General features: G+C 62.9%; 26 protein-coding genes and 1 pseudogene. 14 read left to right on the top strand and 13 right to left on the bottom strand.

Going from position 1 to position 24693, the window contains the following annotated elements; genetic code table 11:
* Positions 1-78: 78 nt before the first annotated feature.
* Positions 79-273: a PLDc N-terminal domain-containing protein gene (locus tag ACMGF5_RS15800; protein WP_039604611.1), complete on the bottom strand. Its 195-nt coding sequence runs from the start codon at positions 271-273 to the stop codon at positions 79-81.
* Positions 274-399: 126 nt separating this feature from the next.
* On the opposite strand from ACMGF5_RS15800, the gene ACMGF5_RS15795 reads away from it, so the two are divergent.
* Positions 400-1338: a ZIP family metal transporter gene (locus ACMGF5_RS15795; RefSeq protein ID WP_119688487.1), complete on the top strand. Its 939-nt coding sequence runs from the start codon at positions 400-402 to the stop codon at positions 1336-1338.
* A gap of 1698 nt (positions 1339-3036) precedes the next feature.
* On the opposite strand, the gene ACMGF5_RS15790 is transcribed toward ACMGF5_RS15795, so the two are convergent.
* Entirely contained in the window at positions 3037-3567 is a 531-nt protein-coding gene (locus ACMGF5_RS15790; RefSeq protein WP_115272889.1) for a hypothetical protein, read from the bottom strand.
* Between the two features lie 59 nt (positions 3568-3626).
* On the bottom strand, positions 3627-4151 hold the full coding sequence (locus ACMGF5_RS15785) for an ankyrin repeat domain-containing protein (protein ID WP_119688484.1): 525 nt from the start codon (positions 4149-4151) through the stop codon (positions 3627-3629).
* Between the two features lie 269 nt (positions 4152-4420).
* Here ACMGF5_RS15785 and ACMGF5_RS15780 point away from each other — a divergent pair, with 269 nt between their 5' ends.
* Entirely contained in the window at positions 4421-4693 is a 273-nt protein-coding gene (locus ACMGF5_RS15780) for a DUF3509 domain-containing protein (RefSeq protein WP_012313353.1), read from the top strand.
* Between the two features lie 117 nt (positions 4694-4810).
* Here ACMGF5_RS15780 and ACMGF5_RS15775 read toward each other — a convergent pair whose 3' ends face one another.
* The 3 genes from ACMGF5_RS15775 to aroC all read right to left on the bottom strand — a co-directional run bounded on the left by ACMGF5_RS15775 (position 4811) and on the right by aroC (position 7742).
* On the bottom strand, positions 4811-5347 hold the full coding sequence (locus ACMGF5_RS15775) for an oxidase (RefSeq protein WP_414156953.1): 537 nt from the start codon (positions 5345-5347) through the stop codon (positions 4811-4813).
* Positions 5347-6501: an MFS transporter gene (locus ACMGF5_RS15770; protein ID WP_046786615.1), complete on the bottom strand. Its 1155-nt coding sequence runs from the start codon at positions 6499-6501 to the stop codon at positions 5347-5349. Before ACMGF5_RS15770 ends, ACMGF5_RS15775 begins: the two co-directional genes overlap by 1 nt.
* A 149-nt stretch (positions 6502-6650) precedes the next feature.
* Complete coding sequence (gene aroC / locus ACMGF5_RS15765) at positions 6651-7742, bottom strand: chorismate synthase (protein ID WP_046786616.1); 1092 nt, start codon at positions 7740-7742, stop codon at positions 6651-6653.
* Positions 7743-7883: 141 nt separating this feature from the next.
* On the opposite strand from aroC, the gene ACMGF5_RS15760 reads away from it, so the two are divergent.
* Positions 7884-8846, top strand: coding sequence for an alpha/beta hydrolase (locus ACMGF5_RS15760; RefSeq protein WP_115272895.1), 963 nt, complete (start codon positions 7884-7886; stop codon positions 8844-8846).
* Between the two features lie 81 nt (positions 8847-8927).
* Positions 8928-9716: a hypothetical protein gene (locus tag ACMGF5_RS15755; protein ID WP_196997670.1), complete on the top strand. Its 789-nt coding sequence runs from the start codon at positions 8928-8930 to the stop codon at positions 9714-9716.
* Between the two features lie 82 nt (positions 9717-9798).
* Here ACMGF5_RS15755 and prmB read toward each other — a convergent pair whose 3' ends face one another.
* Complete coding sequence (prmB, locus tag ACMGF5_RS15750; protein ID WP_046786619.1) at positions 9799-10707, bottom strand: 50S ribosomal protein L3 N(5)-glutamine methyltransferase; 909 nt, start codon at positions 10705-10707, stop codon at positions 9799-9801.
* Positions 10708-10886: 179 nt separating this feature from the next.
* On the opposite strand from prmB, the gene ACMGF5_RS15745 reads away from it, so the two are divergent.
* The 5 genes from ACMGF5_RS15745 (at position 10887) to ACMGF5_RS15725 (ending at position 13589) form a co-directional block, all read left to right on the top strand.
* Complete coding sequence (locus ACMGF5_RS15745; protein WP_012313346.1) at positions 10887-11477, top strand: cysteine hydrolase family protein; 591 nt, start codon at positions 10887-10889, stop codon at positions 11475-11477.
* An 89-nt stretch (positions 11478-11566) separates the two neighbouring features.
* Positions 11567-11887, top strand: coding sequence for a hypothetical protein (locus ACMGF5_RS15740; protein ID WP_046786621.1), 321 nt, complete (start codon positions 11567-11569; stop codon positions 11885-11887).
* 96 nt (positions 11888-11983) lie between these two features.
* Positions 11984-12544 (top strand): Smr/MutS family protein, encoded by a 561-nt coding sequence (locus ACMGF5_RS15735; protein WP_046786622.1) that lies wholly within the window; start codon positions 11984-11986, stop codon positions 12542-12544.
* Positions 12545-12614: 70 nt separating this feature from the next.
* Positions 12615-13160 carry a GTP cyclohydrolase I FolE gene (folE, locus tag ACMGF5_RS15730; RefSeq protein WP_012313343.1) on the top strand — a complete coding sequence of 182 codons (546 nt, stop codon included), beginning with the start codon at positions 12615-12617 and terminating at the stop codon, positions 13158-13160.
* 57 nt (positions 13161-13217) lie between these two features.
* On the top strand, positions 13218-13589 hold the full coding sequence (locus ACMGF5_RS15725; protein WP_115272898.1) for a glutaredoxin family protein: 372 nt from the start codon (positions 13218-13220) through the stop codon (positions 13587-13589).
* A 920-nt stretch (positions 13590-14509) separates the two neighbouring features.
* Here ACMGF5_RS15725 and ACMGF5_RS15720 read toward each other — a convergent pair.
* Entirely contained in the window at positions 14510-15112 is a 603-nt protein-coding gene (locus ACMGF5_RS15720; protein ID WP_115272899.1) for a glutathione S-transferase family protein, read from the bottom strand.
* Between the two features lie 144 nt (positions 15113-15256).
* Here ACMGF5_RS15720 and ACMGF5_RS15715 point away from each other — a divergent pair, with 144 nt between their 5' ends.
* Positions 15257-16447, top strand: coding sequence for a benzoate/H(+) symporter BenE family transporter (locus ACMGF5_RS15715; protein WP_414156952.1), 1191 nt, complete (start codon positions 15257-15259; stop codon positions 16445-16447).
* Between the two features lie 123 nt (positions 16448-16570).
* On the opposite strand, the gene ACMGF5_RS15710 is transcribed toward ACMGF5_RS15715, so the two are convergent.
* From ACMGF5_RS15710 to ACMGF5_RS15695, 4 genes and pseudogenes are all read right to left on the bottom strand, one after another.
* Positions 16571-17434, bottom strand: a complete 864-nt coding sequence (locus ACMGF5_RS15710; protein WP_414157860.1) for a methyl-accepting chemotaxis protein — start codon at positions 17432-17434, stop codon at positions 16571-16573.
* Positions 17432-17656: pseudogene (locus tag ACMGF5_RS15705) on the bottom strand (HAMP domain-containing protein); the annotation flags it as partial. The pseudogene ACMGF5_RS15705 and the gene ACMGF5_RS15710, both read right to left, overlap by 3 nt.
* A 1097-nt stretch (positions 17657-18753) precedes the next feature.
* Positions 18754-19035 carry a hypothetical protein gene (locus tag ACMGF5_RS15700; RefSeq protein WP_012313338.1) on the bottom strand — a complete coding sequence of 94 codons (282 nt, stop codon included), beginning with the start codon at positions 19033-19035 and terminating at the stop codon, positions 18754-18756.
* 122 nt (positions 19036-19157) lie between these two features.
* Positions 19158-19919, bottom strand: coding sequence for an SDR family oxidoreductase (locus ACMGF5_RS15695; protein ID WP_115272902.1), 762 nt, complete (start codon positions 19917-19919; stop codon positions 19158-19160).
* Positions 19920-20256: 337 nt separating this feature from the next.
* On the opposite strand from ACMGF5_RS15695, the gene ACMGF5_RS15690 reads away from it, so the two are divergent.
* The 4 genes from ACMGF5_RS15690 (at position 20257) to ACMGF5_RS15675 (ending at position 24028) form a co-directional block, all read left to right on the top strand.
* Positions 20257-21258: an NADP-dependent oxidoreductase gene (locus tag ACMGF5_RS15690; RefSeq protein WP_177010602.1), complete on the top strand. Its 1002-nt coding sequence runs from the start codon at positions 20257-20259 to the stop codon at positions 21256-21258.
* A gap of 135 nt (positions 21259-21393) precedes the next feature.
* A complete protein-coding gene (locus ACMGF5_RS15685) occupies positions 21394-22233 on the top strand; it encodes a lipopolysaccharide kinase InaA family protein (protein ID WP_414156951.1) in 840 nt (279 codons plus the stop codon).
* A 36-nt stretch (positions 22234-22269) separates the two neighbouring features.
* Positions 22270-23112, top strand: coding sequence for a 3-deoxy-8-phosphooctulonate synthase (gene kdsA, locus ACMGF5_RS15680; RefSeq protein ID WP_012313334.1), 843 nt, complete (start codon positions 22270-22272; stop codon positions 23110-23112).
* A 262-nt stretch (positions 23113-23374) separates the two neighbouring features.
* Positions 23375-24028, top strand: a complete 654-nt coding sequence (locus ACMGF5_RS15675) for a hypothetical protein (protein WP_414157859.1) — start codon at positions 23375-23377, stop codon at positions 24026-24028.
* Between the two features lie 395 nt (positions 24029-24423).
* On the opposite strand, the gene ACMGF5_RS15670 is transcribed toward ACMGF5_RS15675, so the two are convergent.
* Positions 24424-24687 carry a DUF3077 domain-containing protein gene (locus ACMGF5_RS15670; RefSeq protein WP_125924351.1) on the bottom strand — a complete coding sequence of 88 codons (264 nt, stop codon included), beginning with the start codon at positions 24685-24687 and terminating at the stop codon, positions 24424-24426.
* Positions 24688-24693 lie beyond the last annotated feature (6 nt).

The following is a 24693-nucleotide window of genomic DNA, read 5'->3' as shown; positions in this document are numbered from 1 at the left end:
GTGCGGATTCTGTTTAAACCAATGTGAAAATTTTGTCACGGGGCTGTTGCTGGTTTTGTCTGCGCCAGCAAAATGCCCCTATCCAAGCCGCACATTGCCCCTGGGACCGGCAATGGCCCAGATCACCAGGCCGATCACCGGCAGCAGGGCGATCAGCAGTATCCACAGCACCTTGACCCCCACCTCCCGGCCACTCTTGATCACATTGAGGATTGCCCAGATATCCAGCGCCAGAATGATCAGGCCAACCAGCCCGTTGAACGTCGAACCCATGGCAAAACCCCCGTTGACAGTCAGTGTGGCTGAGCATAATCAGCTATCAGGTCGATAGAAGGGAATCCTTGGCCTGCCCTGCTGGTCACTGGGTAGACTGCAAGCATTCACAGATCCGAGGTTCGCATGCCCCCAGCCCAGACTCAAACCCCCGCCTCGCCCTCGTTGTTGAGTGCCTGGCGCCAGCAGGCAGTCAATACCCCGTGGCTCAGCGCGGGGCTGGGCGTGAGCTTGCTGGCGGTCATCGTGCTGCTGGCGGCGAGTTTCTGGAACGCCGTCAACGGCGAGCATGCCGACAGCCTGCACCTGGCGCTGCTCGGCGGGCTGTCCGGTTTCGGCGCCACGGCCTTGGGCGCGGTACTGGCCGTTGTGCTGCGCGATGTCAGTGCCCGCAGCCAGGATGTGATGCTGGGCTTTGCGGCCGGCATGATGCTGGCCGCCAGTTCGTTTTCATTGATATTGCCCGGCCTTGAGGCTGCCCGCGAAATTACCGGCAACGGCCCGGCCGCCGCTTTTACTGTGGTGCTGGGCATGGGCCTGGGTGTGCTGCTGATGCTCGGGCTTGACCGCTTCACCCCGCACGAACACGAAAGCACCGGCCCCTGCGGCCCTGAGGCCGAGCGCATCAGCCGGGTATGGCTGTTCGTGCTGGCGATCACCCTGCACAACCTGCCCGAGGGCATGGCTATTGGCGTGAGCTTTGCCAATGGCGACATGAATGTCGGCCTGCCGCTGACCAGCGCCATCGCCATTCAGGACATCCCCGAGGGCCTGGCCGTGGCGCTGGCCTTGCGCGCAACCGGGTTGTCCAACTTCAAGGCCGCGCTGGTGGCGATTGGCTCGGGCCTGATGGAGCCGTTGGGCGCGGTGATCGGGTTGGGGATTTCCACTGGTTTCGCCCTCGCCTACCCCATCAGCATGGGGCTGGCGGCGGGGGCGATGCTGTTCGTGGTGTCCCACGAGGTGATACCCGAAACCCACCGCAATGGGCACCAGACGGCAGCGACGCTGGGGGTGATGGGCGGGTTTGCGGTGATGATGTTTCTGGATACGGCACTGGGTTGAAACGACTTACCGACGCCGCTGTTGTAGGAGCGGCCTCGTGTCGCGAAAGGGCTGCGCAGCAGACCCAGCAATTTGTGTTGCGCTGCTGAACCTTGGGGCCGCTTTGCGGCCCTTCGCGACACAAGGCCGCTCCTACAGGCGTGTGAGCTGCCTTGAGCGCTTTCAGTGCCATTATCACCTGGCTTTGTTCAGCGCGGCCATCTGCACCTTGCTGCAGGTAGGAGCGGCCTCGTGTCGCGAAAGGGCTGCGCAGCAGACCCAGCAATTTGTGTTGCGCTGCTGAATCTTGGGGCCGCTTTGCAGCCCTTCGCGACACAAGGCCGCTCCTACAGGCGTGTGAGCTGCCTTGAGCGCTTTCAGTGCCATTATCACCTGGCTTTGTTCAGCGCGGCCATCTGCACCTTGCTGCAGGTAGGAGCGGCCTCGTGTCGCGAAAGGGCTGCGCAGCAGAGCCAGCAATTTGTGTTGCGCTGCTGAATCTTGGGGCCGCTTTGCGGCCCTTCGCGACACAAGGCCGCTCCTACAGGCGTGTGAGCTGCCTTGAGCGCTTTCAGTGCCATTATCACCTGGCTTTGTTCAGCGCGGCCATCTGCACCTTGCTGCAGGTAGGAGCGGCCTCGTGTCGCGAAAGGGCTGCGCAGCAGACCCAGCAATTTGTGTTGCGCTGCTGAATCTTGGGGCCGCTTTGCGGCCCATTCGCGACACAAGGCCGCTCCTACGGGCGTGTGAGCTGCCTTGAGCGCTTTCAGTGCCATTACCACCTGGCTTTGTTCAGCGCGGCCATCTGCACCTTGCTGCAGGTAGGAGCGGCCTCGTGTCGCGAAGGGGCTGCGCAGCAGACCCAGCAATTTGTGTTGCGCTGCTGAATCTTGGGGCCGCTTTGCGGCCCTTTCGCGACACAAGGCCGCTCCTACAGGCGTGTGAGCTGCCTTGAGCGCTTTCAGTGCCATTACCACCTGGCTTTGTTCAGCGCGGCCATCTGCACCTTGCTGCAGGTAGGAGCGGCCTCGTGTCGCGAAAGGGCTGCGCAGCAGACCCAGCAATTTGTGTTGCGCTGCTGAATCTTGGGGCCGCTTTGCGGCCCTTCGCGACACAAGGCCGCTCCTACAGGCGTGTGAGCTGCCTTGAGCGCTTTCAGTGCCATTACCACCTGGCTTTGTTCAGCGCGGCCATCTGCACCTTGCTGCAGGTAGGAGCGGCCTCGTGTCGCGAAAGGGCTGCGCAGCAGACCCAGCAATTTGTGTTGCGCTGCTGAATCTTGGGGCCGCTTTGCGGCCCTTTCGCGACACAAGGCCGCTCCTACAGGCGTGTGAGCTGCCTTGAGCGCTTTCAGTGCCATTACCACCTGGCTTTGTTCAGCGCGGCCATCTGCACCTTGCTGCAGGTAGGAGCGGCCTCGTGTCGCGAAAGGGCTGCGCAGCAGACCCAGCAATTTGTGTTGCGCTGCTGAATCTTGGGGCCGCTTTGCGGCCCTTCGCGACACAAGGCCGCTCCTACAGGCGTGTGAGCTGCCTTGAGCGCTTTCAGTGCCATTACCACCTGGCTTTGTTCAGCGCGGCCATCTGCACCTTGCTGCAGGTAGGAGCGGCCTCGTGTCGCGAAAGGGCTGCGCAGCAGACCCAGCAATTTGTGTTGCGCTGCTGAATCTTGGGGCCGCTTTGCGGCCCTTCGCGACACAAGGCCGCTCCTACGGGCGATTCAGCTGTGAACGGCCACCTTGAGCGCCTCTAAGGCCGGCTCTACCTTGATACCCAGTTCAGCACCCAGCTCCAGCACACGCGCCAGGTCGTTTTTGCCAACCATCACCACCTGCAACTCATCATCGAGCAACTGGCTGAAGTTGAGCAGCACATAACCACCGGCCTCTTTGTTCAGCGCGGCCATCTGCACCTGGATGCGGTTGAGCGCCGTCAACGGCTCGGTACGCGCCAGCTGCTTGGGCTTGAGGGTGAACGGCACGCTCTTGTCGAACGAATCGCTGATGTGCTGGAACAACTCTTGATAGCTGTCGGCCTGGAACACCACGGTGTCCGGCAGGCTGCCAAGCACCACCCACTCGCCCAGCGGGATCGGGAAGCTGTCGTCGTAGTTGATGTCCGGGTTGGCGGCGAGGAAGGCGGCGGGGTCGGCGTAGGCCTGCGCGGCCTCGTCGGCGATGCGCTCGATGTCTTCATCGCGCATGCAGCCGGCGCCGATGAGGCTGATGAATTCGAGCAACTGGTTTTTCATGAAGGGGGCCTGCGACGGGTGAAAAGTCGCCAAGGATAGCCGCAAATGCCCCCAGGCAGTTAGCCGGCCAGCGCCTGCAGGCGCGCTGCGGTATCGGCTGCGCCCATGGTGTGCGCCGCCATCAGCGCGGTGGCGCCGCGCGCATCCTGGCGCGCCGGGTCGGCGCCTTGGGCCAGCAGGTAGTCGAGAATCTCTACACGGTTGAACATCGCCGCCAGCATCAGTGCAGTACGCCCGTCCTGCGCAGCAGCGTCGACCGGCACGCCGTTTTCCAGCAACAGCCGGATCATCGCCAGGTCACCCTTGAACGCCGCACCGGCGATCGGCAGTTGGCCGTTGTCGTTGGCAACCAGCGGGTCGGCACCCTGGCTCAGCAATACGCGGACCGCATCATGGTGGCCGTGGTAGCTGGCCAGCATCAGCAGCGTGTCGCCTTTGTGGTTGCGCAGATTGGCTGGCAAGCCACTGGCCAGAAGACGCTCGAGCATCGTGGCATCCCCCTGGCGGGCACACTCGAAGACCTGCTCGGCAAATGCCGCGGTCTCGTCATCGGTCATGGCGGCGGGTGCTTGTTGTTCAGACATCTGGAACCTCCTGGCAGAAAAGATTGCCCAAGTGTTTGTCAGGCAAGCCCGGCAGGTCAAAGGTTCAGAATCTATAGCGCCGATAGCCACCGGCCGGCTCGTGCAAAATGCACTGTGCAAAATGCACGACCATGCAGCCTGCACGGCACCACCCTCCCCGAAGCAACCTCAAGGCCTTGAAATTAAAGGCTTTTTATTAGAATCAAGTTTTGGCACGTTCACTGCACCTATCAACTCACGTCTGCCCACCAAATCAGTCAGGAGTTGATATGGACCTCATTCAGGAAAAGTTCGTCTCGGTGTTCTCGGCCTACCAGGTCACCACCCAGCCTCGCCCCGATGGCGGCATCCTGCTGACGCTGCGTGCCACCGATGGCAGGGTTACCCGCCGTGTGCTGACCTATGGGCAACTGCACAGCGCCGAACAGCTGTCCTGGGCGATCAGCGCCATTCGCCGCGACCTGGCCGAGCAAGCCAGTGAACTGCCGGTGATTTCGATGCTGCAGAGCCAGCAGCGCTTCGCGTTGCCGACCTACCGTTGAGTTTTGTCTGCACCGGCCGCTTCGCGGGTAAACCTGCGCCCACAGGTACTGCATTGCCCTTAGGGATGGCGGGGTACCTGCAGGCACAGGCTTGCCCGCGAGGGGCCGGAGCGGACACTAGAACTCGTCGATCCCGGCGTACGCACGCGCCGTATCATCCCCGGTAAAGCGCGCCTGCATGCCCTGCTCGCTGGCATACAGCCGCAGCGCCAGGCAGAACGGGTTGTCCCCCAGCTCCACCCAGCGCCGGCTCCCTGCCGGGATCACCAGCTGGTCGCCTTTTTCACACACCAGCGCATACACATAGTCACCCAGGCGAAGCCCGACCTGGGCGCGACCTGTGACCACGGCAAACACTTCATCAACGTCATGCACATGCTCATCACGCAGGTCGACCTGTGCCGGGTCGGCACCGTCGCGGTTGAGCACACTGAATGCTGCGCAGCCTTGGGCAGTCATCAACCGGTCAAGGTGTTCGCGGCAGGCGCTCATGACCTCATCCTGGCTGCTGCCCGGCCGTATGCGCAGCGCCAGCGCAGCGTGGTGAAAACGCACGCCCTGCTCTGCCAGCGTTGCGGTGATGTCGTCGTGGTGGGTCAGTACCTTGTTCGGCAAGGCCGGGCTGGACGGGTGGAATACACAGAGGATGCTCATCAGCGGCAGGTCCTGGTCGATTTCAAACGAGTGGCAATGATAACGGCTGCCGCGAGCGCTGCGGCGCTGGCCATACCAAAGGTGAAGGTGGGGCCCAGCAGCTTCCAGCTGTAGCCCGAATACAACGCCCCCAGCGCACCGCCGGTGCCCGACAGCGCCGCATACAATGCCTGGCCCTGGCCTTGCTGACGGGCGCCGAAACTGGCCTGGACGAACGCGATGGAGGCAGCATGGAAGCAGCCGAACGTGGCGGCGTGCAGCACCTGGGCGAAGATCAGCACGCCCGGCTCGCCCGCCAGGTTGCCCAGGAGCAGCCAGCGCAGGGCGGCCAACAGGAAGCTGGCCAGCAGCACCTGCTGCACGCTGAAGCGCGTGAAGATGCGGCTCATGGCCATGAAGATCAGCACTTCGGCCACCACCCCCAGCGCCCACAACAGGCCGATGGCGCCGCGGCTGTAGCCCAGGTGCTCCAGGTGCAACGTGAGGAAGGTGTAGTAAGGCCCGTGGCTGAGCTGCATCAAGGCCACGCACAGGTAGAAGGCAACCACCCCGGGCGCCCGCAACTGGCGCAGAAACCCGCCTGCGTCGCGCCGCTCGCCCTGCTCCACCGGCTGGGCATTGGGCACCCACAGGCTGGCCGCGACGATGCCCGCCATGATGGTCACCAGGGCGACCGGGTAGATATCCAGGCTCAGCCATTCGAACAACCGCCCAAGGCCGACCACGGTGAGGATGAAACCGATCGAGCCCCACAGGCGCACCTGGCTGTAGCGCGCCGTCTGCCCATGCAGGTGGGCCAGGGTGATGACCTCGAACTGCGGCAGTACCGCGTGCCAGAAGAACGCGTGCAGGGCCATTACCAGCGCCAGCCAGGCGTAGCTCTTGCCGAAGAAGATCAGCGAAAAGGTCGCCAGGGTACACAGCGCGCCTAGGCGCACGATCAGCAGCCGCTGGCCGCTGCGGTCACCCAGCCAGCCCCACAGGTTGGGGGCGATGCAGCGCATCAGCATGGGGATGGCTACCAGCTCGCCGATACGCGCCGGGGGGAAGCCGAGGTGGTCGAAGTACAGGGCCAGGAACGGGGCTGTCGAACCCAGCAGAGCGAAGTAGAAAAGGTAGAAGCTGGACAGGCGCCAGTAGGGGATTGGGTTCATCAGGGCTCAGCCAGAATGGGGTATTGCCTGTACCGGCCCTATCGCCGGCAAGCCGGCTCCTACACTGCACCTGTGGAGCCGGTTCAAGCCGGCGCCCATGCTGCCCGTGTGGGAGCCGGCTTGCCGGCGATAGGGCCGGTACTGACGAATCAGAGCTGGCCCAGAACCGGCGTTGCGACCTTCACCTCGGCATTCTGCGCCCGGTGACGCAACAGGTGATCCATCAGCACGATAGCCATCATCGCTTCAGCGATCGGCGTGGCGCGGATGCCAACGCACGGGTCGTGACGGCCCTTGGTGATGACGTCGACCGGGTTGCCGTCCACGTCGATGGAGCGGCCCGGCACGGTGATGCTGGAGGTCGGCTTGAGCGCCAGGTGGGCGACGATCGGCTGGCCAGAGCTGATACCGCCCAGGATCCCGCCCGCGTTATTGCTGAGGAAGCCTTCGGGGGTCAGCTCGTCGCGGTGCTCGGTGCCGCGCTGGGCGATGCTGGCGAAGCCGGCACCGATTTCAACACCCTTGACCGCGTTGATGCTCATCAGCGCATGGGCCAGCTCCGCGTCCAGGCGGTCGAAGATCGGCTCGCCCAGGCCCGGCATCACGCCTTCGGCCACCACGGTGATCTTCGCCCCGACCGAGTCCTGGTCGCGGCGCAGCTGGTCCATGTAGGCCTCAAGCTCCGGCACCTTGGCCGGGTCGGGGCTGAAGAAGGCGTTGTCCTGCACCGAATCCCAGGTCTTGAAGGGGATTTCGATCGGCCCCAGCTGGCTCATGTAGCCGCGCACCTGGATGCCCTGGGTGGCCAGGTACTTCTTGGCGATGGCGCCGGCCGCCACGCGCATGGCGGTTTCGCGGGCCGAGCTGCGGCCACCGCCGCGGTAGTCGCGGATGCCGTACTTGTGGTGGTAGGTGTAGTCGGCGTGGGCCGGGCGGAACAGGTCCTTGATCGCCGAGTAGTCCTTGGACTTCTGGTCGGTGTTGCGGATCAGCAGGCCGATCGAGCAGCCGGTGGTACGGCCTTCGAACACACCGGAGAGGATTTCCACCTCGTCCGGTTCCTGGCGCTGGGTGGTGTGCCGGCTGGTGCCGGGCTTGCGCCGGTCGAGGTCGTGTTGCAGGTCGGCGAGGGAGATTTCCAGGCCCGGAGGGCAGCCATCGACAATGGCGACCAACGCCGGGCCATGGCTTTCGCCAGCGGTGGTGACAGTGAACAGCTTGCCGTAGGTATTGCCGGACATGGACGCTCCGCGAGTCTGCCTGAAGTGAACGAGGGGAGCAGTATACGGAAAATTTCACAAGGAATGCTTGCCCGCTCCGGGGGGCTGCAGAACCTTCCCATGAACATTGGGTCAAACGCTCATCTCCCCATGTAGTACCGCCTGATGCCGCGCTTCGTCGCTTTCTTCCTCCTGCTGTGCACCGGCCTTGCCCAGGCAGCCTCACCCACCGTCCTGCAACGCCCTATCGACCTGGACACCGGCCAGGGTGTGCTGCATGGCAGCCTGCTGTTGCCGCAACAGGCCACCCCGCCCCCAGTGGTGTTGATCATCGCCGGCTCCGGCCCTACCGACCGCGATGGCAACAACCCGGCCTCGGGGCGTATCGACAACCTCAAACGCCTGGCGCTGCTGCTGGCCAATGAGCGCATTGCCAGCGTGCGCTACGACAAGCGCGGCGTGGCCGCCAGCCTGCCGGCCACGCCCGATGAGCGCGACCTCAGTGTCGAGCGCTACGTCGCCGACGTGGTGGCCTGGAGCCGCAAGCTCAAGGCCGACCCGCGCTTCGGCCCGCTGATACTGGTCGGCCACAGCGAAGGTGCACTGATTGCCAGCCTGGCCGCCGAACAGGCCGGCGCCAGCGCCGTCATCACCCTGGCCGGCAGCGGCCGGCCCATCGCCGATGTGCTGCGCGAACAACTGGCGCAACGCATGCCGCCCGCGCAACTGGCCCGCAGCAGCGCCCTGCTCGACCGCCTGCAGGCCGGGCAGACCAGCCTGGATGTCCCCGCCCCCTTGCGCCAGGTCTTCCGCCCCAGCGTGCAGCCCTACCTGATCTCACTGTTCCGGCAGGACCCGGCCAAGGCCTTCGCCCGCCTGCCCATGCCTGCGCTGATCATCCAGGGCCGCAACGACGTGCAGGTGGATGTGGCCGATGCCCAGCGCCTGAAGGCGGCCAAACCCGATGCCCAACTGGTACTGATCGACGGCATGAACCACATGCTGCGCATCAGCCCCAAGGCCATGAGCGAGCAGCGCGACAGCTACCTGAACCCTGAACTGCCGCTGGCCCGTGAGCTGGGTGAGCGGGTGGTGACGTTCATTCATCAATTGCCCTCAGCCTGAGGAGATCGCCGCACAATGGCCTCAGGTCCTGGGCGATACGGCCGATAAGCTCGGTATTGGCTTGTATGTGAGAACGCCCTGATGACCGACGCCCCCGCCGCCGTAGAGCCGGCCGAAGAGCCGCAAGCCCCGGACAGCCCAGTGCTGCCCTGGGCTGACCTGGCAGTAGAACACTTTCAGTTGCTGCGCCTGGCGCCGCTGCCCACCGACCGCAACAGCGGCGCGCGGCCGCTGCGTTTCGTCGAGTTCGGCCATGCCGAGCGCCACGACAAGGCGCACAGCCTGCTGCGCATGGAAATCCGCCTGCCCGGGCAGAAGGTGCGCAAAGAGCAGAACCAGCTGGATGTGCGGGTCGACCACCTTGAGCGGCGGGTGAGCATCGGCAGCGACAGCGGCCTGCAGCTGGAGCCACTGAACCGCGGCCTGGGGCGTTTCATGCTGGCCCAGGCCGTGCAATGGCTGCAGCGCAAGTGGTCGCACTACCACATCGAAGGCATGGCGCTACCGAACAAGGATGCCCTGAACGAAGACACGCGCCTGCGCCGTGACCGCTTCCTGAGCGCGACCGGCATCGAGGTGGAGTACGCCGACGGGCAGCACCTCAAAGGCCGCACGGTCGAAGCCACGGTGGGCCAGCTCAAGGGCGGCTGGAACAGTGAGAAGGTGCAGCGGGTGGCCATGCTCGAGGCGGCCGGGATGCTGCAGCAGGCCGAGCAGAACCTTCTGGAGAAGGAGGCGCAACTGCGCGAGCGCGATGAGCGGGTGGCCAAGTACCAGCGCGAGGACAGCGGGCTGCGCTTTACCATTACCTGCCTGGTGGCGTTTGCGGTGTTCCAGGCTGGGTTGTTGATCTGGATTGCCACCCGCTAGAGCAAGTGGGCGCATGCCATGGGTGTTACAGCGGCTTTGAGACCGTGCAACGCAAGGCATGCCCCACCCCATCAAGCCCCAATCAAACGCGGGCCTTGAACAGCTCCTGATGTTGCCGGCACTGCTCCGCCGTCAGCATGAACACCCCATGCCCACCGCGCTCGAAGTCCAGCCAGGCGAAGTCGACCTCCGGGTACAGCGCCTCGACATGCACCTGGCTATTGCCCACCTCGACAATCAGCAGGCCCTTCTCGGTCAGGTGCTCGGCCGCCTCGGCCAGCATGCGCCGCACCAGGTCCAGGCCATCGTTGCCGCAGGCCAGGCCCATCTCCGGCTCATGGTGATACTCGGCCGGCATGTCGCCGAAGTCCTCGGCATCGACATACGGCGGGTTGGACAGGATCAGGTCGAAGCGTTGCCCCGGCAGGCCCGCGAAGCCGTCACCCTGTACCGTGAATACCCGCTCGTCCAGGCCATGGCGTTCGATGTTCTGGTTGGCCACTTCGAGCGCTTCGAAGGACAGGTCGGCCAATACCACCTCGGCCTCGGGGAACACCTCGGCCGCCACGATACCGATGCAACCGGAGCCCGTGCACAGGTCGAGAATGCGCGCAGGCTCGTTGGCCAGCCATGGCTCGAAGCGTTTTTCGATCAGCTCGCCGATTGGCGAACGCGGTACCAGCACACGCTCGTCAACGATGAACGACATGCCGCAGAACCACGCCTCACCCAGCAGGTAGGCAGTGGGTACACGGTCTTCGATACGGCGCTTGAGCAGGTGCTGCAGGCGTACACGCTCGTCGTCCTCGAGCTGGCAATCCAGGTAGCTGTCGGCGATTTCCCACGGCAGGTGCACGGCGCCCAGCACCAGCAGGCGGGCTTCATCCCAGGCGTTGTCGGCACCGTGGCCGAAAAACAGCTCGTGCTCGTGGAAGCGGCTGACCGCCCAGCGGATATGGTCGCGCAAGGTGCGCAGACGAGATGTGATCACGGGGTACTCCTATTCAGATCTGGACAAAAGTCTAACAGCCCGCACCGCACAAATGTTCCTGCGGATCGCCCAGCGGGTAGCCACAGGCCAGTAACTGCGCCGGTTTCGATGTCAACCATTCCCATTGGCGCCAAGGCAAGGGAGAATAGGTATACAAAAGCCCTTCCAAGGAGCCCTTGATGTCCGTTCCAACCACGATGTTCCGCCTCACTGGCCGCGATTACCCGCCGGCCAAGCTGAGCCAAGCCAGCCTGATCGTCATCGATGCGCAAAAAGAGTACCTCAGCGGTCCGCTCGCGCTGTCGGGCATGGACGAGGCCGTGGCCAACATCGCCAGGTTGCTCGACGCCGCCCGCAAGGCCGGCCGTCCGATCATCCACGTCCGTCACCTCGGTACCGTCGGCGGTCGCTTCGACCCACAAGGCCCTGCCGGTGAATTCATCCCGGGGCTGGAGCCACGCGACGGTGAAATAATCATCGAAAAGCGCATGCCCAACGCGTTCAAGAACACCAAGCTGCACGAAACCCTGCAGGAGCTGGGGCACCTGGACCTGATCGTCTGCGGTTTCATGAGCCATTCCAGCGTCAGCACCACCGTGCGCCGGGCCAAGGACTATGGTTATCGTTGCACCCTGGTGCAAGACGCTTCGGCGACCCGCGACCTGGCCCTGAAAGACCGCGTGATTCCCGCTGCGCAGATTCACGAGTGCGAAATGGCCGTGATGGCCGACAACTTCGCCTGCGTCGCCCCCACCGCCAGCCTGATCTGAGCCTGGCGAGCTGACCACCGCCCGGCAGCCGGGCGGAACCCGGGGGCCGGTTGCCGGTCGAATTTCTGATGCCCACAGAGGAAATCGGAATGAAGCTCAAAGGCAGTTTCGACGCCAAACGCCTGCGCCAGCGCGAGCCACGCAACTGGGGCGCCCGCCTGGCCGCCGGCCTGTCGGCGCTGCTGGCCACGTTCGGTGTGCTGCTGGCCATGGCCGGCGTCGCCGGGCTGCTCGGTAATTACCCGGCCTTTGCCGAGCTCAATGCCAACCGCCCGCTTTCGATTACCCTTAGCGTGGTCGGGCTGGTGCTCCTGTACCTGGGCGTGCGCTTCTGGCGGCGCAGCCGCATTCGCCTGCGCCGCGGTCGGGAGCTGAACATGTCGCCGCACCTGATGAAAAAGCACGACTGAAGGCTGTGCTGAAGCCCCCTGGCCCTGCCGGCGGCAGGGCCATTGCTGACGCCACAGGGTTGATCGCGTAAACTACGCCGCCCACGTGGAGGCACCATGCAAGACGACGATTTTTCCCTGTTCAGCGCCGAGGTGCGCGGCGTCAAGCCGATCAAGCACGACCGTGCCGAGGTCGGCAAACCCAAGGCTGACCGCAAGCAGCTGGCCGGCCTGCGCCAGGCCGCGACCGTGCGCAGTGACCAGACGTTGGTGATCGACGGCCTGTCCGACCAGTTCGTCATCGACGTGGGTGCCGAAGACGAGTTGATGTGGCGCCGCGACGGCGTGCAGGAAACCCAGCTGCGCAAGCTCAAGCTCGGCCAGATCGCCTTCGAGGGCAGCCTCGACCTGCACGGCATGACTGTCGAGAAGGCCCGCGAAACCCTGTGGGCCTTCATTGCCGAGGCCACCAAGCTGGAAGTACGCTGCGTGCGCGTGACCCATGGCAAGGCCGCACGCCTGGATGGCAAGCGGCCAATGATCAAGAGCCACGTCAACACCTGGCTGCGCCAGCACCCGCAGGTGCTCGGTTTCGCCTCCTGCCAGGCCCGCCACGGCGGTACCGGGGCCGTGTACGTAATGCTCAAACGAACCATGATGGAAGGCCGCGACGAGTAACGCCGCGCTTGCAGCGCAGGCTTTGCCGCCGTAACCTTCGTTTTTGCGATTTTTTCCCACAGGTAGATACATGTCCCTGGAACAGAACTACACCGAGATCCTCAGCCAGATCGGCGAGGACGTCTCCCGTGAGGGCCTGCTCGACACGCCCAAGCGGGCTGCAAAGGCCATGAAATACCTTTGCCGCGGTTACGAGCAGACGCTGGAAGAAGTGACCAACGGCGCGCTGTTCACCTCCGACAACAGCGAAATGGTGCTGGTCCGGGACATCGAGCTGTATTCGATGTGCGAACACCACATGCTGCCGTTTATCGGCAAGGCGCACGTGGCCTACCTGCCCAAAGGCAAGGTACTGGGCCTGTCCAAGGTCGCGCGGATCGTCGACATGTTCGCCCGCCGCCTGCAGATCCAGGAAAACCTCAGCCGCCAGATCGCCGAGGCCGTGCAACAGGTGACCGGCGCTGCGGGTGTGGCGGTGGTTATCGAAGCCAAGCACATGTGCATGATGATGCGCGGTGTGGAGAAGCAGAACTCGACCATGCTCACCTCGGTGATGCTCGGTGAATTCCGCGACAACCCGGCCACGCGCATGGAGTTCCTCGGCCTGATCAAATGATCGGCGCGTGACCCGAGCCGGCCCTGAGGGTCGGCTTTTTATTTTCAGGAGTTGCAGATGATCGTCAAAGCCTTGCGGGTCGGCCTCGGCCAGCTCATCGTGATCGGCGACCTGATCAGCCGCCCGGCCAAGCGCAAGCGCGATGCCGCGGCCCAGGCGCATGTCGAGCAGCAGGCCAAGGGCCTTGCGCTGTACCAGTTCCATGCGTGCCCGTTCTGCGTGAAAACCCGCCGCACCCTGCACCGCCTCAACGTGCCAGTGGCATTGCGCGACGCCAAGAACGACCCAGAGCACCGCCAGGCGCTGCTCGAAGGTGGCGGCCGAGTGAAAGTGCCGTGCTTGCGCATCGAAGAGCAAGGCAACGTGACCTGGATGTATGAGTCCAAGGCAATCATTGCCTACCTGGACAAACGCTTCGCGAGTATCTGAGGCGGTTTTTTGTAGGAGCGGCCTTGTGTCGCGAAGGGCCGCAAAGCGGCCCCAGGAGATCAGCGGCGCAACCGATATCCTGGGGCTGCTGCGCAGCCCTTTCGCGACACGAGGCCGCTCCTACCCGCAGTAAGGTGCAAGTGGCCGCGCTGAACAAAGCCAGGTGGTGATGACACTGGAAGCGCTCAAGGTCGCTGTTCACGCCTGTAGGAGCGGCCTTGTGTCGCGAAGGGCCGCAAAGCGGCCCCAGGATATCAGCGGCGCCACAGATATCCTGGGGCCGCTTTGCGGCCCTTTCGCGACACGAGGCCGCTCCTACCCGCAGCAAGGTGCAAGTGGCCGCGCTGAACAAAGCGGGGGGTGATGGCACTGGAAGCGCTCAAGGTCGCTGTTCACGCCTGTAGGAGCGGCCTTGTGTCGCGAAGGGCCGCAAAGCGGCCCCAGGATATCAGCGGCGCCACAGATATCCTGGGGCTGCTGCGCAGCCCTTCGCGACACGAGGCCGCTCCTACCCGCAGCAAGGTGCAAGTGGCCGCGCTGAACAAAGCGGGGGGGTGATGGCACTGGAAGCGCTCAAGGTCGCTGTTCACGCCTGTAGGAGCGGCCTTGTGTCGCGAAGGGCTGCGCAGCAGCCCCAGGATATCAGCGGCGCCACAGATATCCTGGGGCTGCTGCGCAGCCCTTTCGCGACACAAGGCCGCTCCTACCCGCAGCAAGGTGCAAATGGCCGCGCTGAACAAAGCCAGGTGGTGATGACACTGGAAGCGCTCAAGGTCGCTGTTCACGCCTGTAGGAGCGGCCTTGTGTCGCGAAGGGCCGCAAAGCGGCCCCAGGATATCAGCGGCGCCACAGATATCCTGGGGCCGCTTCGCAGCCCTTTCGCGACACAAGGCCGCTCCTACGGAACCTGTGAGGCCTGCTCAGCCCAGCATCGGCACATGCCGAGGATGCGCGGCCACCCGGGCCAGCCAGGCTCGCACACCCGGGTACTCGGCCAGATCGAACCCACCCTGATGCGCCACATGGGTGTAGGCATACAACGCCACATCGGCAATCGAATATTGCTCGCCCACCAGGTACGGCGTCATCTGCAACTGCCGCTCCATCACCCTCAATGCCTTGTAGCCGCCCTTGTGCAGCTTGCGGTATTCGTCCACGCGCTCGTCAGGCAAACCCAGGTAAAACTGGATGAACCGCGCCACGGCGATGTACGGCTCATGGCTGTACTGCTCGAAGAACTGCCACTGCAGCACCTGGGTACGCAAACGCGGCTCGCTGGGCAGGTACTCGCTGCCATCGGCCAGGAAATTGAGAATGGCGTTGGACTCCCACAGGCAGGTGCCGTCCTCGAGCTTTAGCACCGGCACCTTGCCATTGGGGTTCATCGCCAGAAATTCCGGCGTTTCGGTCCCACCCTTGAGGATATCCACCGGATGCCATTCATAAGGGCGGTCCAGCAGGCTGAGCATCAGCTTGACCTTGTAACAGTTGCCCGACTGGTAGTCGCCATAGACTTTGTACATCGCCCCTCCCTCCCATGCAGTTGCGCATTCGTGCCCAATAGTTGGCGACTGTACGGCTAAAAGCAATGCCCGCTGTATGGCAAGGATCAACCCGACGCGCGTTAGTCTGAAAAAACTGCTTACACATGGACAAGGACTTACCCCATGACCGATGCCACCTCCGCACGCCTGCGGCCCCTGGCAGACAGCTCACCGTCGGCCGTCGTCGCCGGCTTCATCGCCATGCTCACCGGCTACACCAGCTCGCTGGTGCTGATGTTCCAGGCTGGCCAGGCTGCCGGCCTTTCCACGGCGCAGATCTCGTCGTGGATCTGGGCCCTGTCCATCGGCATGGCGGTCTGCAGCATCGGCCTGTCGCTGCGCTACCGCACGCCGATCACCGTGGCCTGGTCGACGCCCGGGGCTGCGCTGTTGATCACCAGCCTGGGCGGGGTCAGCTACGGCGAAGCGATCGGTGCCTACATCACCTGTGCCGTGCTGGTGCTCATCTGCGGCCTGACCGGCAGCTTCGAACGCCTGGTCAAACGCATCCCGGCATCACTGGCCTCGGCATTGCTGGCTGGCATCCTGTTCAAGATCGGCAGCGAAATCTTCGTCGCAGCGCAGCACCGCACGCTGCTGGTGCTGGGCATGTTCTTCAGTTACCTGCTGGTCAAACGCCTGTCGCCGCGCTACTGCGTGCTGGCAGCGTTACTGGTGGGCACAGCGCTGTCCGGCGCACTGGGTTTGCTGGACTTCAGCAGCTTCAGGCTGGAAGTGGCCACACCGGTGTGGACCACGCCCAGCTTCTCGCTGGCCGCGACCATCAGCATCGGCATTCCACTGTTCGTGGTGGCCATGACCTCGCAAAACATGCCGGGCGTTGCCGTGTTGCGCGCCGACGGTTATCAGGTCCCGGCTTCGCCATTGATCTCCACCACCGGCTTTGCCTCACTGCTGCTGGCCCCGTTCGGCTCGCACGGCGTCAACCTGGCGGCCATCAGCGCAGCGATCTGCACCGGGCCGCATGCCCATGAAGACCCAAGCAAGCGCTATACGGCGGCAGTGTGGTGCGGGATTTTCTACGGCATTGCCGGGGTGTTCGGCGCCACGCTGGCGGCGTTGTTCGCTGCGCTGCCCAAGGAGCTGGTGTTGTCTATTGCGGCATTGGCGCTGTTCGGCTCGATCATGAATGGCCTGACGGTGGCCATGAGCGAGGCGCGCGAGCGGGAGGCAGCGCTGATTACCTTCATGGTGACGGCGTCGGGCTTGACCTTGTTCTCGATCGGGTCGGCATTCTGGGGGATTGTGGCGGGGGTGGTGACCCTGCTGATTCTCAACCCGCGCAGGGCCTGACCGAAGGGGTGCCGTACCGGCCCCATCGCCGGCAAGCCGGCTCCTACAGTTACACCACATGCCTTGAAATCAGTGGGGTTCCTGTGGGAGCCGGCTTGCCGGCGATAGGGCCGGTACAGACGTTCACAAACGGAAATGCCCCACCATCCCCTTAAGGTCACTGCCCAACTGCGCCAGCTCGATACTTGACTGCGCATTACCCTGCATTGCCAACGCCGCCTGGTCGGCACTGCCCCGAATCTGCGTGACACTGCGGCTGATCTCTTCAGCCACCGAACTCTGCTGCTCTGCCGCCGCAGCAATCTGCTGGTTCATCTGCTGAATCAACGACACCGCCGCCGCAATACTGCCCAGGGCGCTTTCGGTTTGCAGCGCATCGGCCACCGCCAGGCGCACCAGGTCGGTACTGCCACGGATCTGCGCCACCGACTGCTGGGCATTACCGCGCAGGCTGGCAACCAACCGCTCGATCTCCTCGGTGGACTGGCGGGTACGCCGGGCCAGCGCGCGCACCTCATCGGCCACCACGGCAAAACCACGCCCCTGCTCGCCCGCCCGCGCCGCTTCGATGGCGGCATTGAGCGCCAGCAGGTTGGTCTGCTCGGCAACGCTCTTTATCACTTCCAGCACATCGCCAATGGTGTGGATCTCGGCGCTCAGGCTGTCGATACCGGCGCTGGCCGCATCCGCCGCCGCCGCCAATTGCTCGATACGCTGCATGCTCTGGCGCACCACCACCTGGCCCGAATCGACCTTCTCGTCAGCGGCCCGGGCCGCCAGTGCCGCCTCTTCGGCATTGCGCGCCACATCGTGCACGGTGGCGGTCATCTGCTGCATGGCGGTCGCCACCTGCTCGGTCTCCTCCTTCTGGCTGCCCACTTCGCGGTTGGTCTGCTCGGTTACCGCTGACAGCGCCTGGGCACTGCCAGCCAGTTGCTCGATACCCTGCTGCAGGCCGCTGACGATGCCCGACAGCCCTGCAGCCATCTGCTGCATGGCCTGCATCAACTGGCCCACCTCATCGTTGCGCGTAGCTTCCGCGTCCAGGCTCAACTCCCCGGCAGCGATACGCTGGGCACGGCCGATCACCCGTTTGAGCGGGCCGACCACCGCCCGCGTGATCAACCACCCCGCCAGCACGCCCACCAGCAGCGCCAGGCCGGTAGCCAGGGCGATGGCCACGGCATTGCGCGTCAGCTCAGCCTGCATCGCTTGCTCGTCCGCCGCATAGGCCTGATCGACCCGCTGCGTGGCCTGCTCAGCACGCGCCTGCAGTTGCGCCTTGATACCCTGCTCTTTGCCGAGCAGGTCGGTGTATTCGTTGAGTTTGTCGGAGAAGCTGGCGATATGCCCCTGCACCTCGCCCAGCACGCTCTGGTAGCCCGCATCGCCGACCCCCGCCTTGAGCTGCTCGACCAGCCCTGCCGCCTCAACTGTCTGGGCGATGCGCCCTGCGGCTGCGCCCTCCTCGCCCTTGCGGCTCTGGTCCAGGCGCACGCGTGCCTCGTCCATGGCCTGCAGCATCAAGCGGGATACCTGGCTCACCTGCGCAGCCTGCTCCAAAAACTCCCCGCCTTGCTGGCCTTGTGACTGCTTGAGCGTGTAGGTGCCGTCATCGGCCAGGCCAGCCTGCAATACGTCAAGGTTGTTGGCCACGCTGGAGACCGACCAACTGGCCATGTCCAGCGCCAGCTCCTTGGCCTGCACCGCTTCGACAAAGGCTTCGAAGGCCTGGCCATACGCCGCCAGGTCCGCTTCGGCCGCCGCCAGTGCCGGCAGGCTCCGGGCGCGCTCGCTGAGGTTGTGCAGGCCGCTGCGCAGGGCCTCGGCCTCCTTGATATCGGAGCGCAGGGCAAAGGCCTGTTCGTGCTGGCGCAGTTTGAGCAGGTCGGTGTTGAACTGGCCCAGCTGGCGCAGGCCACCGAAATGCTGGCCGACGCTGTACAGCGCGGCAATGCCGATGGCTGCCACCGCCAGGGTCAGCAGCAATACCAGGGCAAAGCCCAGGCCCAGCTTGCGGGCCATGCCCAGGTTGGCCAGAAAACCCTGCCTGCTCGCCTCCATACGCCGCCCCCTTGCTCTCAGAGTTTGCAAAGGCCAAGCGTGGCAACGATTGCGTTGAACCCACAAGGGCTTGAGGGCGCAATAGTGTCAAATAGCTATGAGCGTGTCGTAATCAGCTTGCTGAAGGTCGCCCTGCATGTGAAAGAAAGGCCTGAGCGCGGGAAGCCTGCCCATGAGCGACATTGATGCGCAAACGGGCCGGGGCCGGTGAGCACGTCACCGGAAAATGACCCGCCCAAGCATCATTTGCAGATGACGATCATGCTACGGCTGGTATAACCCGCAGGGTTTATGCCGAACAGGAAGTCCCCTTCCTCCTCATCGTCACTGGTCGAGCGGGCGACAACTTTGTAACCACGGGCCCCACAGGACTGCGCCGCCTTGCTATAGCACTTGTCCCACGATGACGAGAGGCCCGAGCAATTGATATGCAAGCCCTTGCGGCCTTTTCTCATCTCGGTCTTGGCAGTTGCCGCGCACCCTGCGATCGCCACGATGGCCAAGAACAAAACTAAATGCTTCATTGCTGTCCTTAGATGAAGTGACTTCATCGTAAGACCGGTCACCAACGATCCAGTTCTTGCCCCAACCCTATCACAGAGAAATCAAACTCCGTACCATCGTCCCGTCGGCACAGGGCCCCTTGTCAAATAGCCGTGGCCCCACCGTCCACCGTAAGGCTGTGCCCGGTAGTGAACGCAGCCCCATCACTGCACAGGTACAACACCGCACTGGCGACTTCCTCGACCTTGCCGATGCGCCCGACCGGGTGCATCGCGGCGGCGAACTCGGCCTTGCGTGGGTCGGCCTCGTAGGCGCGGCGGAACATGTCGGTATCGATCACCGCTGGGCACACCGCATTCACCCGGATGCGCTTCTTGGCATATTCGATGGCCGCCGATTTGGTCAGGCCGATCACCGCGTGCTTGGACGCGCTGTAGATGCTCATCTTAGGCGCCGCGCCCAAGCCTGCCACCGAGGCAGTATTGACGATAGCCCCGCCGCCCTGGGCCAGCAACAGCGGCAGCTGGTACTTCATGCACAGCCACACCCCTTTGACGTTGACGCCCATGATGGCGTCGAACTCTGCCTCGCTGCCCTCGGCCAGGCGGCCCTGCTCGATTTCGATACCGGCATTGTTGTAGGCATAGTCCAGGCGACCGTAGGCCTGAATGACCTGCTCATGCAGCCGGCGCACATCAGCGTCACGGGTCACGTCACAGGCCACGAACAGCGCCTGGCCACCGGCCTCGTTGATCAACGCCACGGTGCCCTCACCACCGACCGGATCGAGGTCGGCCACCACCACCTTGAGCCCCTCACGGGCAAACGCCAGAGCCGTCGCCCGGCCGATACCCGCCGCACCGCCAGTGACCAGTGCTACCTGGCCGGAAAAGGTCATGCTCATCGAATGCTCCAATCATGGGTGCAACAAAGCGCAATTTTTTTAATGTGGGAGCCGCGCTTGCCGGCGATCGAGCGCGCAGCGCTCGCCCCGGCCTGCAGGCCTTTCTCAACACCCGAAACAAAGGGGCCGCTCACAGCCCATCGCCGGCAAGCGCGGCTCCCACAAATGGTTGCAGCAGCCTCTGGCTTCTGCGCTCAGAGTCTAGTCAGCCTGCCAACCCACTGGGCAGCATCATCAAGCCAGCGGTTGGGCTATCATGCCTACCAGTGATTTTGCAGACCTGTTGTCATCACCACGTTAAATTGACCCTTCTGCTCCTGCCCACAAGGACCCCGCCATGACCCAGACCAACCGCCGCTTCCTGCTGGCCAAACGCCCGACCGGCGCCGTGCGCCGTGACGATTTCACCTTCGAGACAGTGCCCGCCGATGCCCCCGCCGAAGGCCAGATCCAGGTACGCAACCTGTACCTGTCGCTGGACCCAGCCATGCGCGGCTGGATGAATGAAGGCAAGTCGTACATCCCGCCCGTGGCACTCGGCCAGGTAATGCGCGCGCTGGGCGTAGGCGAAGTGGTGGCCTCCAACCACCCCGACTTCAAACCCGGCGACCATGTCAGCGGCGCCCTCGGCGTGCAGGACTACTTCACCGGCGAACCCCAGGGCCTGCACAAGATCGACCCCAACCTTGCCCCCCTGCCCCGCTACCTCTCAGCCCTGGGCATGACCGGCATGACCGCCTACTTCGCCCTGCTCGACGTCGGCCAGCCAAAAGAGGGTGACACCGTGGTCATCTCCGGTGCTGCCGGCGCCGTGGGCAGCATCGTCGGCCAGATTGCCAAGATCAAAGGCTGCCGCGTCGTCGGCATTGCCGGCGGCGCGCAGAAATGCCAGTACCTCAAGGATGAACTGGGGTTCGACGGCGTCATCGACTACAAAGCCGAGGACGTACTTGCCGGCCTGAAGCGCGAATGCCCCAAGGGCGTTGACGTGTACTTCGACAACGTCGGTGGTGAGATCCTCGACGCCGTGCTCACCCGCATCAACTTCAAGGCCCGCATCGTGATCTGCGGCGCGATCAGCCAGTACAACAACAAGGAAGCAGTCAAAGGCCCGGCCAACTACCTGGCGCTGCTGGTGAACCGTGCGCGCATGGAAGGGTTCGTGGTGATGGACCACGCCAAGGAGTACGGCAAGGCCGCGCAGGAAATCGCCGGCTGGCTGGCCAGTGGCAAGGTCAAGAGCAAGGAGGATGTGGTGGAGGGGCTGGAGACGTTCCCAGAAACCCTGCTCAAGCTGTTCAGCGGGGAAAACTTCGGCAAGCTGGTGTTGAAGGTTTGAAATACAGGGGCCGCTCACGCGGCCCTTAGCACATTTCAATGTTAAGTATCGTTAAGAACCTGTACGAAAAATGTGAAAAAACTGTAGTATTGGATCCATTATTCATGGCTATTTGATACTACAAGGAATGAAGGTGTGGTTGGCGATTCACAGATCTGGCAAAACGAATACCCCCACACTCTGCGCCATCGCGACACCACCTTGCACCTTCAAGCCCCTATTGCCCAGCATACCCGGCAAGCCTTCGAACGACTGATCGAGCAGAGCGCCAGTGCCAAACGGGTCAGCGCCCCTCTTGAATGCTCCCAAAGCCTGCTGTTCACCAAACGCGAAAAGCTCGATTCGCTGAAAAAGAAGCTGCGCATGCAGCGTGGCCGGCCCAAGCGCAACGGCATGTATGACTGGTCCCTCGAAGAACTGATCAACACCCGCGAAGCAGCCCGGCGGGGTGCGCGGGTGCCCAGGCTGGTCGGCTATGGCTACAGCCGCTCCCGGTTCGGCCTGATGCAGGACTTTTTCCTCATCACAGAATTACTGAGCGGGCACGAGGACGGGCTGGCAAAAGTGCGCAAAAAGCCAGAGGCCGTGCACGGGGTGATCGCGGCAGCGTTCGAACTGCTGCATGCCCTGCACTGCCAAGGCGTCACGCACATGGACCTGTGGGCGGCCAACGTCATGCTCCCGGAAGAAGGACAAGCGCAGGCCATCGACCTGGAGAACAGCTTCTCCGGGCCCACGGCCTACATGAGCGAAACCCTGGGCTTTCAGTTCGGCTTTTTCTACTACCGAGAAATTTACCGCTATATAACCGAAGCGGACTATGATGCTGCGGTAGAATACGCACTGGCCGAGTACTTCCCTGATGTGCAACGCGCAGCCTTCAACCGGGTGTTCGCGCTTGCCAAGCATGAGGAAATCGGGCGCCTGGAGCGCCGCGAAATCTTCACCAGCGGTGTACTCGAAAGTCGTTGGTAGAGCGCCATGGCTACCCCAGACTTCATAGAGTAGAAAATGATCAAGATCACCCAGAACATCGAATGTTCCAATGCCGCCCCGTTCGTGCTGTTCGGCGGCATCAACGTCCTTGAGTCCGAGGACCTGGCCCTTACCGCCTGCGCCGAATACGTGCGGGTAACCGAGAAGCTGGGCATTCCTTACGTGTTCAAGGCCAGCTTCGACAAGGCCAACCGCTCCTCGATCCACTCCTACCGTGGCCCGGGCATGGAAGAAGGCCTGCGCATCTTCGAGAAGGTCAAGGCCGAGTTCGGCGTACCGATCATCACCGACGTGCACGAGATCTACCAGTGCGCGCCAGTGGCCGAAGTGGTCGACGTGCTGCAGCTGCCTGCCTTCCTGGCCCGCCAGACCGACCTGGTGGTGGCGCTGGCCAAGACTGGCAAACCGGTGAACATCAAGAAGCCTCAGTTCCTGAGCCCTTCGCAGATGCAGAACATCGTGCAGAAGTTCAAGGAAGCAGGTAACGACCAGTTGATCCTGTGCGACCGCGGCACCTGCATGGGCTACGACAACCTGGTTGTGGACATGCTGGGTTTTGGTGTGATGAAGCGCACCTGCGATGACCTGCCGATCATTTTCGACGTGACCCACGCCCTGCAGAACCGTGACCCTTCGGGTGCTGCTTCTGGTGGCCGCCGCGAGCAGGTGGTTGACCTGGCCCGTGCCGGCATGGGCGTTGGCCTGGCTGGCCTGTTCCTGGAAGCCCACCCGAACCCGGACCAGGCCAAGTGCGACGGCCCAAGCGCCCTGCCGCTGGACAAGCTGGAGCCGTTCCTGGCGCAGATCAAGGCGCTGGATGACCTGGTGAAATCGTTCCCGCCGCTGGTTATTGGTTGAGTCGTTTTTGCGTGATTTGAAAGGGCTGGTACGCGCGCACGTACCGGCCCTTTTTGTTGGGTATTTTCGCCTTGGTCCGCGCGGCCAACGCGAAGCGCTCGCCTCGACGTAGCCGCCAAAATATCTCACAAATGCAGAGATTGACATCAACCCGCCATCATGGAGAATTATCACAGTTTTGCCGAGCAGCAATGGCGCGTAATCGGGACGCTGGCAGGTAGCCGTTCCACCCGTATAAATAGCAAGCGGATCGATGAGTTTCTTGAAAACAATATCCTTTGATGTAGATGAAGTGCTGTGCATTTCCATCGACACACGCGAAGACCGGCGCAAGTTATTTAGTGAAAGTATTGGCCGGATGCTGGGCAATAATGTTTCATTTCATGTCGTCGAGAAAAACAGTGACCCCAAGCGGGGTTGTTATGAGTCTCACCAGCAACTTGCCCAACGTGCTCTGGACCTTGGCTACGACCGCATAATGATCTTCGAGGATGATGCGAAGTCTTATCAAATCAAGGCGTCTCATGTCCGCTGGGTCAACCGCTTCATGCGTAACCAACGCTTCGAAGCCTTGCACCTTGGCTACTCGATGGGCCGAACCTGGCTGACCTGGTTCCCCTTCATTGCCCGAGGCCGCGTCGTTGCACTGCACGCTTATGTGCTCTCGCGGGAAGGCTGCAAAATTTTGGCGCAAACGCCCTACGACGGCACACCTGTCGACGTGATGTTCAAGCATAAAATTCGCCAGCATTGCGTATTCCCCATGATGTTCCGACAGCACGCCGCCGCCGTGACGGGCAGCGATTTGGAGCACACCGTTCAGAATGAAGACGAATGGTGGGCACGCAATTGGCGTAAGCACTGGAAGTCTCCGCTAAAGAATTTTTGGCGCACGGCTCTGCGCCTGGACTTCTAAATCACAGGGATTGATGATGAAAGAACATCACGTGCCAAACACAACTCATAAACTCAAGCGCATTGTGTGCCTGATACTAAAACATAAACCCTTGGAGTATGAACGCACGTTTACAGGGGAGATTGTGGTATCAAAAAGACGGTGCAGCCGCTGCGGCGAACGACTTTGTGATACTGCTGAATATCAGTGACTCCGCGCCCAACGATCACTCATGGTGTGGGCGATCCTAGCAAAAGTAAAAGGCCGCAACTGCAGCCTTTTACTTTTGTGTCTAACACGACGAAGTGCCATACCCGCACGATGCTCAGCGCATCAAGCCCGAATCAGCATCAGCTTTTCATTCATCAGCCAAACGCGCGAAGCGCTTGCCAGCGCTAAGCACGGCCAAGCCAACCTCAGCCTTTCATCCCCAACTCCGCATCATCCATCAGCGCCTTGGCCATCGCGCTCAGGTAATGCGAAGCCCAGATCATCATCGGCTTCTCATCCATCAGCCCAACGATGGTCAGCTCGCGCACGTACCCCATCAACTCCGAAGCCTGCTCACGGGCATCCTGGCAAGGTATACCCGGCTCGATGCGGAACAAGGGATGGCTCTGGTGCTCACCCTGAAAAAACGTGGTCACACCTGCTGTGACATGGGTAACGTCTGTAGTCATTGCCGT

This window comes from Pseudomonas sp. BNK-15, from assembly GCF_047456105.1.
Taxonomy (GTDB): Bacteria; Pseudomonadota; Gammaproteobacteria; order Pseudomonadales; family Pseudomonadaceae; genus Aquipseudomonas; species Aquipseudomonas putida_E.
The sequence above is the reverse complement of the archived record's forward strand: the minus strand, read 5'-3'. Positions and strand labels throughout refer to the sequence as shown.

Excerpts from the sequence above, each read along its gene's own strand:
- ACMGF5_RS15800 (WP_039604611.1), bottom strand. The coding sequence starts at position 273 with ATGGGTTCGACGTTCAACGGGCTGGTTGGCCTGATCATTCTGGCGCTG.
- ACMGF5_RS15795 (WP_119688487.1), top strand. The coding sequence starts at position 400 with ATGCCCCCAGCCCAGACTCAAACCCCCGCCTCGCCCTCGTTGTTGAGT.
- ACMGF5_RS15790 (WP_115272889.1), bottom strand. The coding sequence starts at position 3,567 with ATGAAAAACCAGTTGCTCGAATTCATCAGCCTCATCGGCGCCGGCTGC.
- ACMGF5_RS15785 (WP_119688484.1), bottom strand. The coding sequence starts at position 4,151 with ATGTCTGAACAACAAGCACCCGCCGCCATGACCGATGACGAGACCGCG.
- ACMGF5_RS15780 (WP_012313353.1), top strand. The coding sequence starts at position 4,421 with ATGGACCTCATTCAGGAAAAGTTCGTCTCGGTGTTCTCGGCCTACCAG.
- ACMGF5_RS15775 (WP_414156953.1), bottom strand. The coding sequence starts at position 5,347 with ATGAGCATCCTCTGTGTATTCCACCCGTCCAGCCCGGCCTTGCCGAAC.
- ACMGF5_RS15770 (WP_046786615.1), bottom strand. The coding sequence starts at position 6,501 with ATGAACCCAATCCCCTACTGGCGCCTGTCCAGCTTCTACCTTTTCTAC.
- aroC (WP_046786616.1), bottom strand. The coding sequence starts at position 7,742 with ATGTCCGGCAATACCTACGGCAAGCTGTTCACTGTCACCACCGCTGGC.
- ACMGF5_RS15755 (WP_196997670.1), top strand. The coding sequence starts at position 8,928 with ATGACCGACGCCCCCGCCGCCGTAGAGCCGGCCGAAGAGCCGCAAGCC.
- ACMGF5_RS15745 (WP_012313346.1), top strand. The coding sequence starts at position 10,887 with ATGTCCGTTCCAACCACGATGTTCCGCCTCACTGGCCGCGATTACCCG.
- ACMGF5_RS15740 (WP_046786621.1), top strand. The coding sequence starts at position 11,567 with ATGAAGCTCAAAGGCAGTTTCGACGCCAAACGCCTGCGCCAGCGCGAG.
- ACMGF5_RS15735 (WP_046786622.1), top strand. The coding sequence starts at position 11,984 with ATGCAAGACGACGATTTTTCCCTGTTCAGCGCCGAGGTGCGCGGCGTC.
- folE (WP_012313343.1), top strand. The coding sequence starts at position 12,615 with ATGTCCCTGGAACAGAACTACACCGAGATCCTCAGCCAGATCGGCGAG.
- ACMGF5_RS15725 (WP_115272898.1), top strand. The coding sequence starts at position 13,218 with ATGATCGTCAAAGCCTTGCGGGTCGGCCTCGGCCAGCTCATCGTGATC.
- ACMGF5_RS15720 (WP_115272899.1), bottom strand. The coding sequence starts at position 15,112 with ATGTACAAAGTCTATGGCGACTACCAGTCGGGCAACTGTTACAAGGTC.
- ACMGF5_RS15715 (WP_414156952.1), top strand. The coding sequence starts at position 15,257 with ATGACCGATGCCACCTCCGCACGCCTGCGGCCCCTGGCAGACAGCTCA.
- ACMGF5_RS15710 (WP_414157860.1), bottom strand. The coding sequence starts at position 17,434 with ATGGCTGCAGGGCTGTCGGGCATCGTCAGCGGCCTGCAGCAGGGTATC.
- ACMGF5_RS15700 (WP_012313338.1), bottom strand. The coding sequence starts at position 19,035 with ATGAAGCATTTAGTTTTGTTCTTGGCCATCGTGGCGATCGCAGGGTGC.
- ACMGF5_RS15695 (WP_115272902.1), bottom strand. The coding sequence starts at position 19,919 with ATGAGCATGACCTTTTCCGGCCAGGTAGCACTGGTCACTGGCGGTGCG.
- ACMGF5_RS15690 (WP_177010602.1), top strand. The coding sequence starts at position 20,257 with ATGACCCAGACCAACCGCCGCTTCCTGCTGGCCAAACGCCCGACCGGC.
- kdsA (WP_012313334.1), top strand. The coding sequence starts at position 22,270 with ATGATCAAGATCACCCAGAACATCGAATGTTCCAATGCCGCCCCGTTC.
- ACMGF5_RS15670 (WP_125924351.1), bottom strand. The coding sequence starts at position 24,687 with ATGACTACAGACGTTACCCATGTCACAGCAGGTGTGACCACGTTTTTT.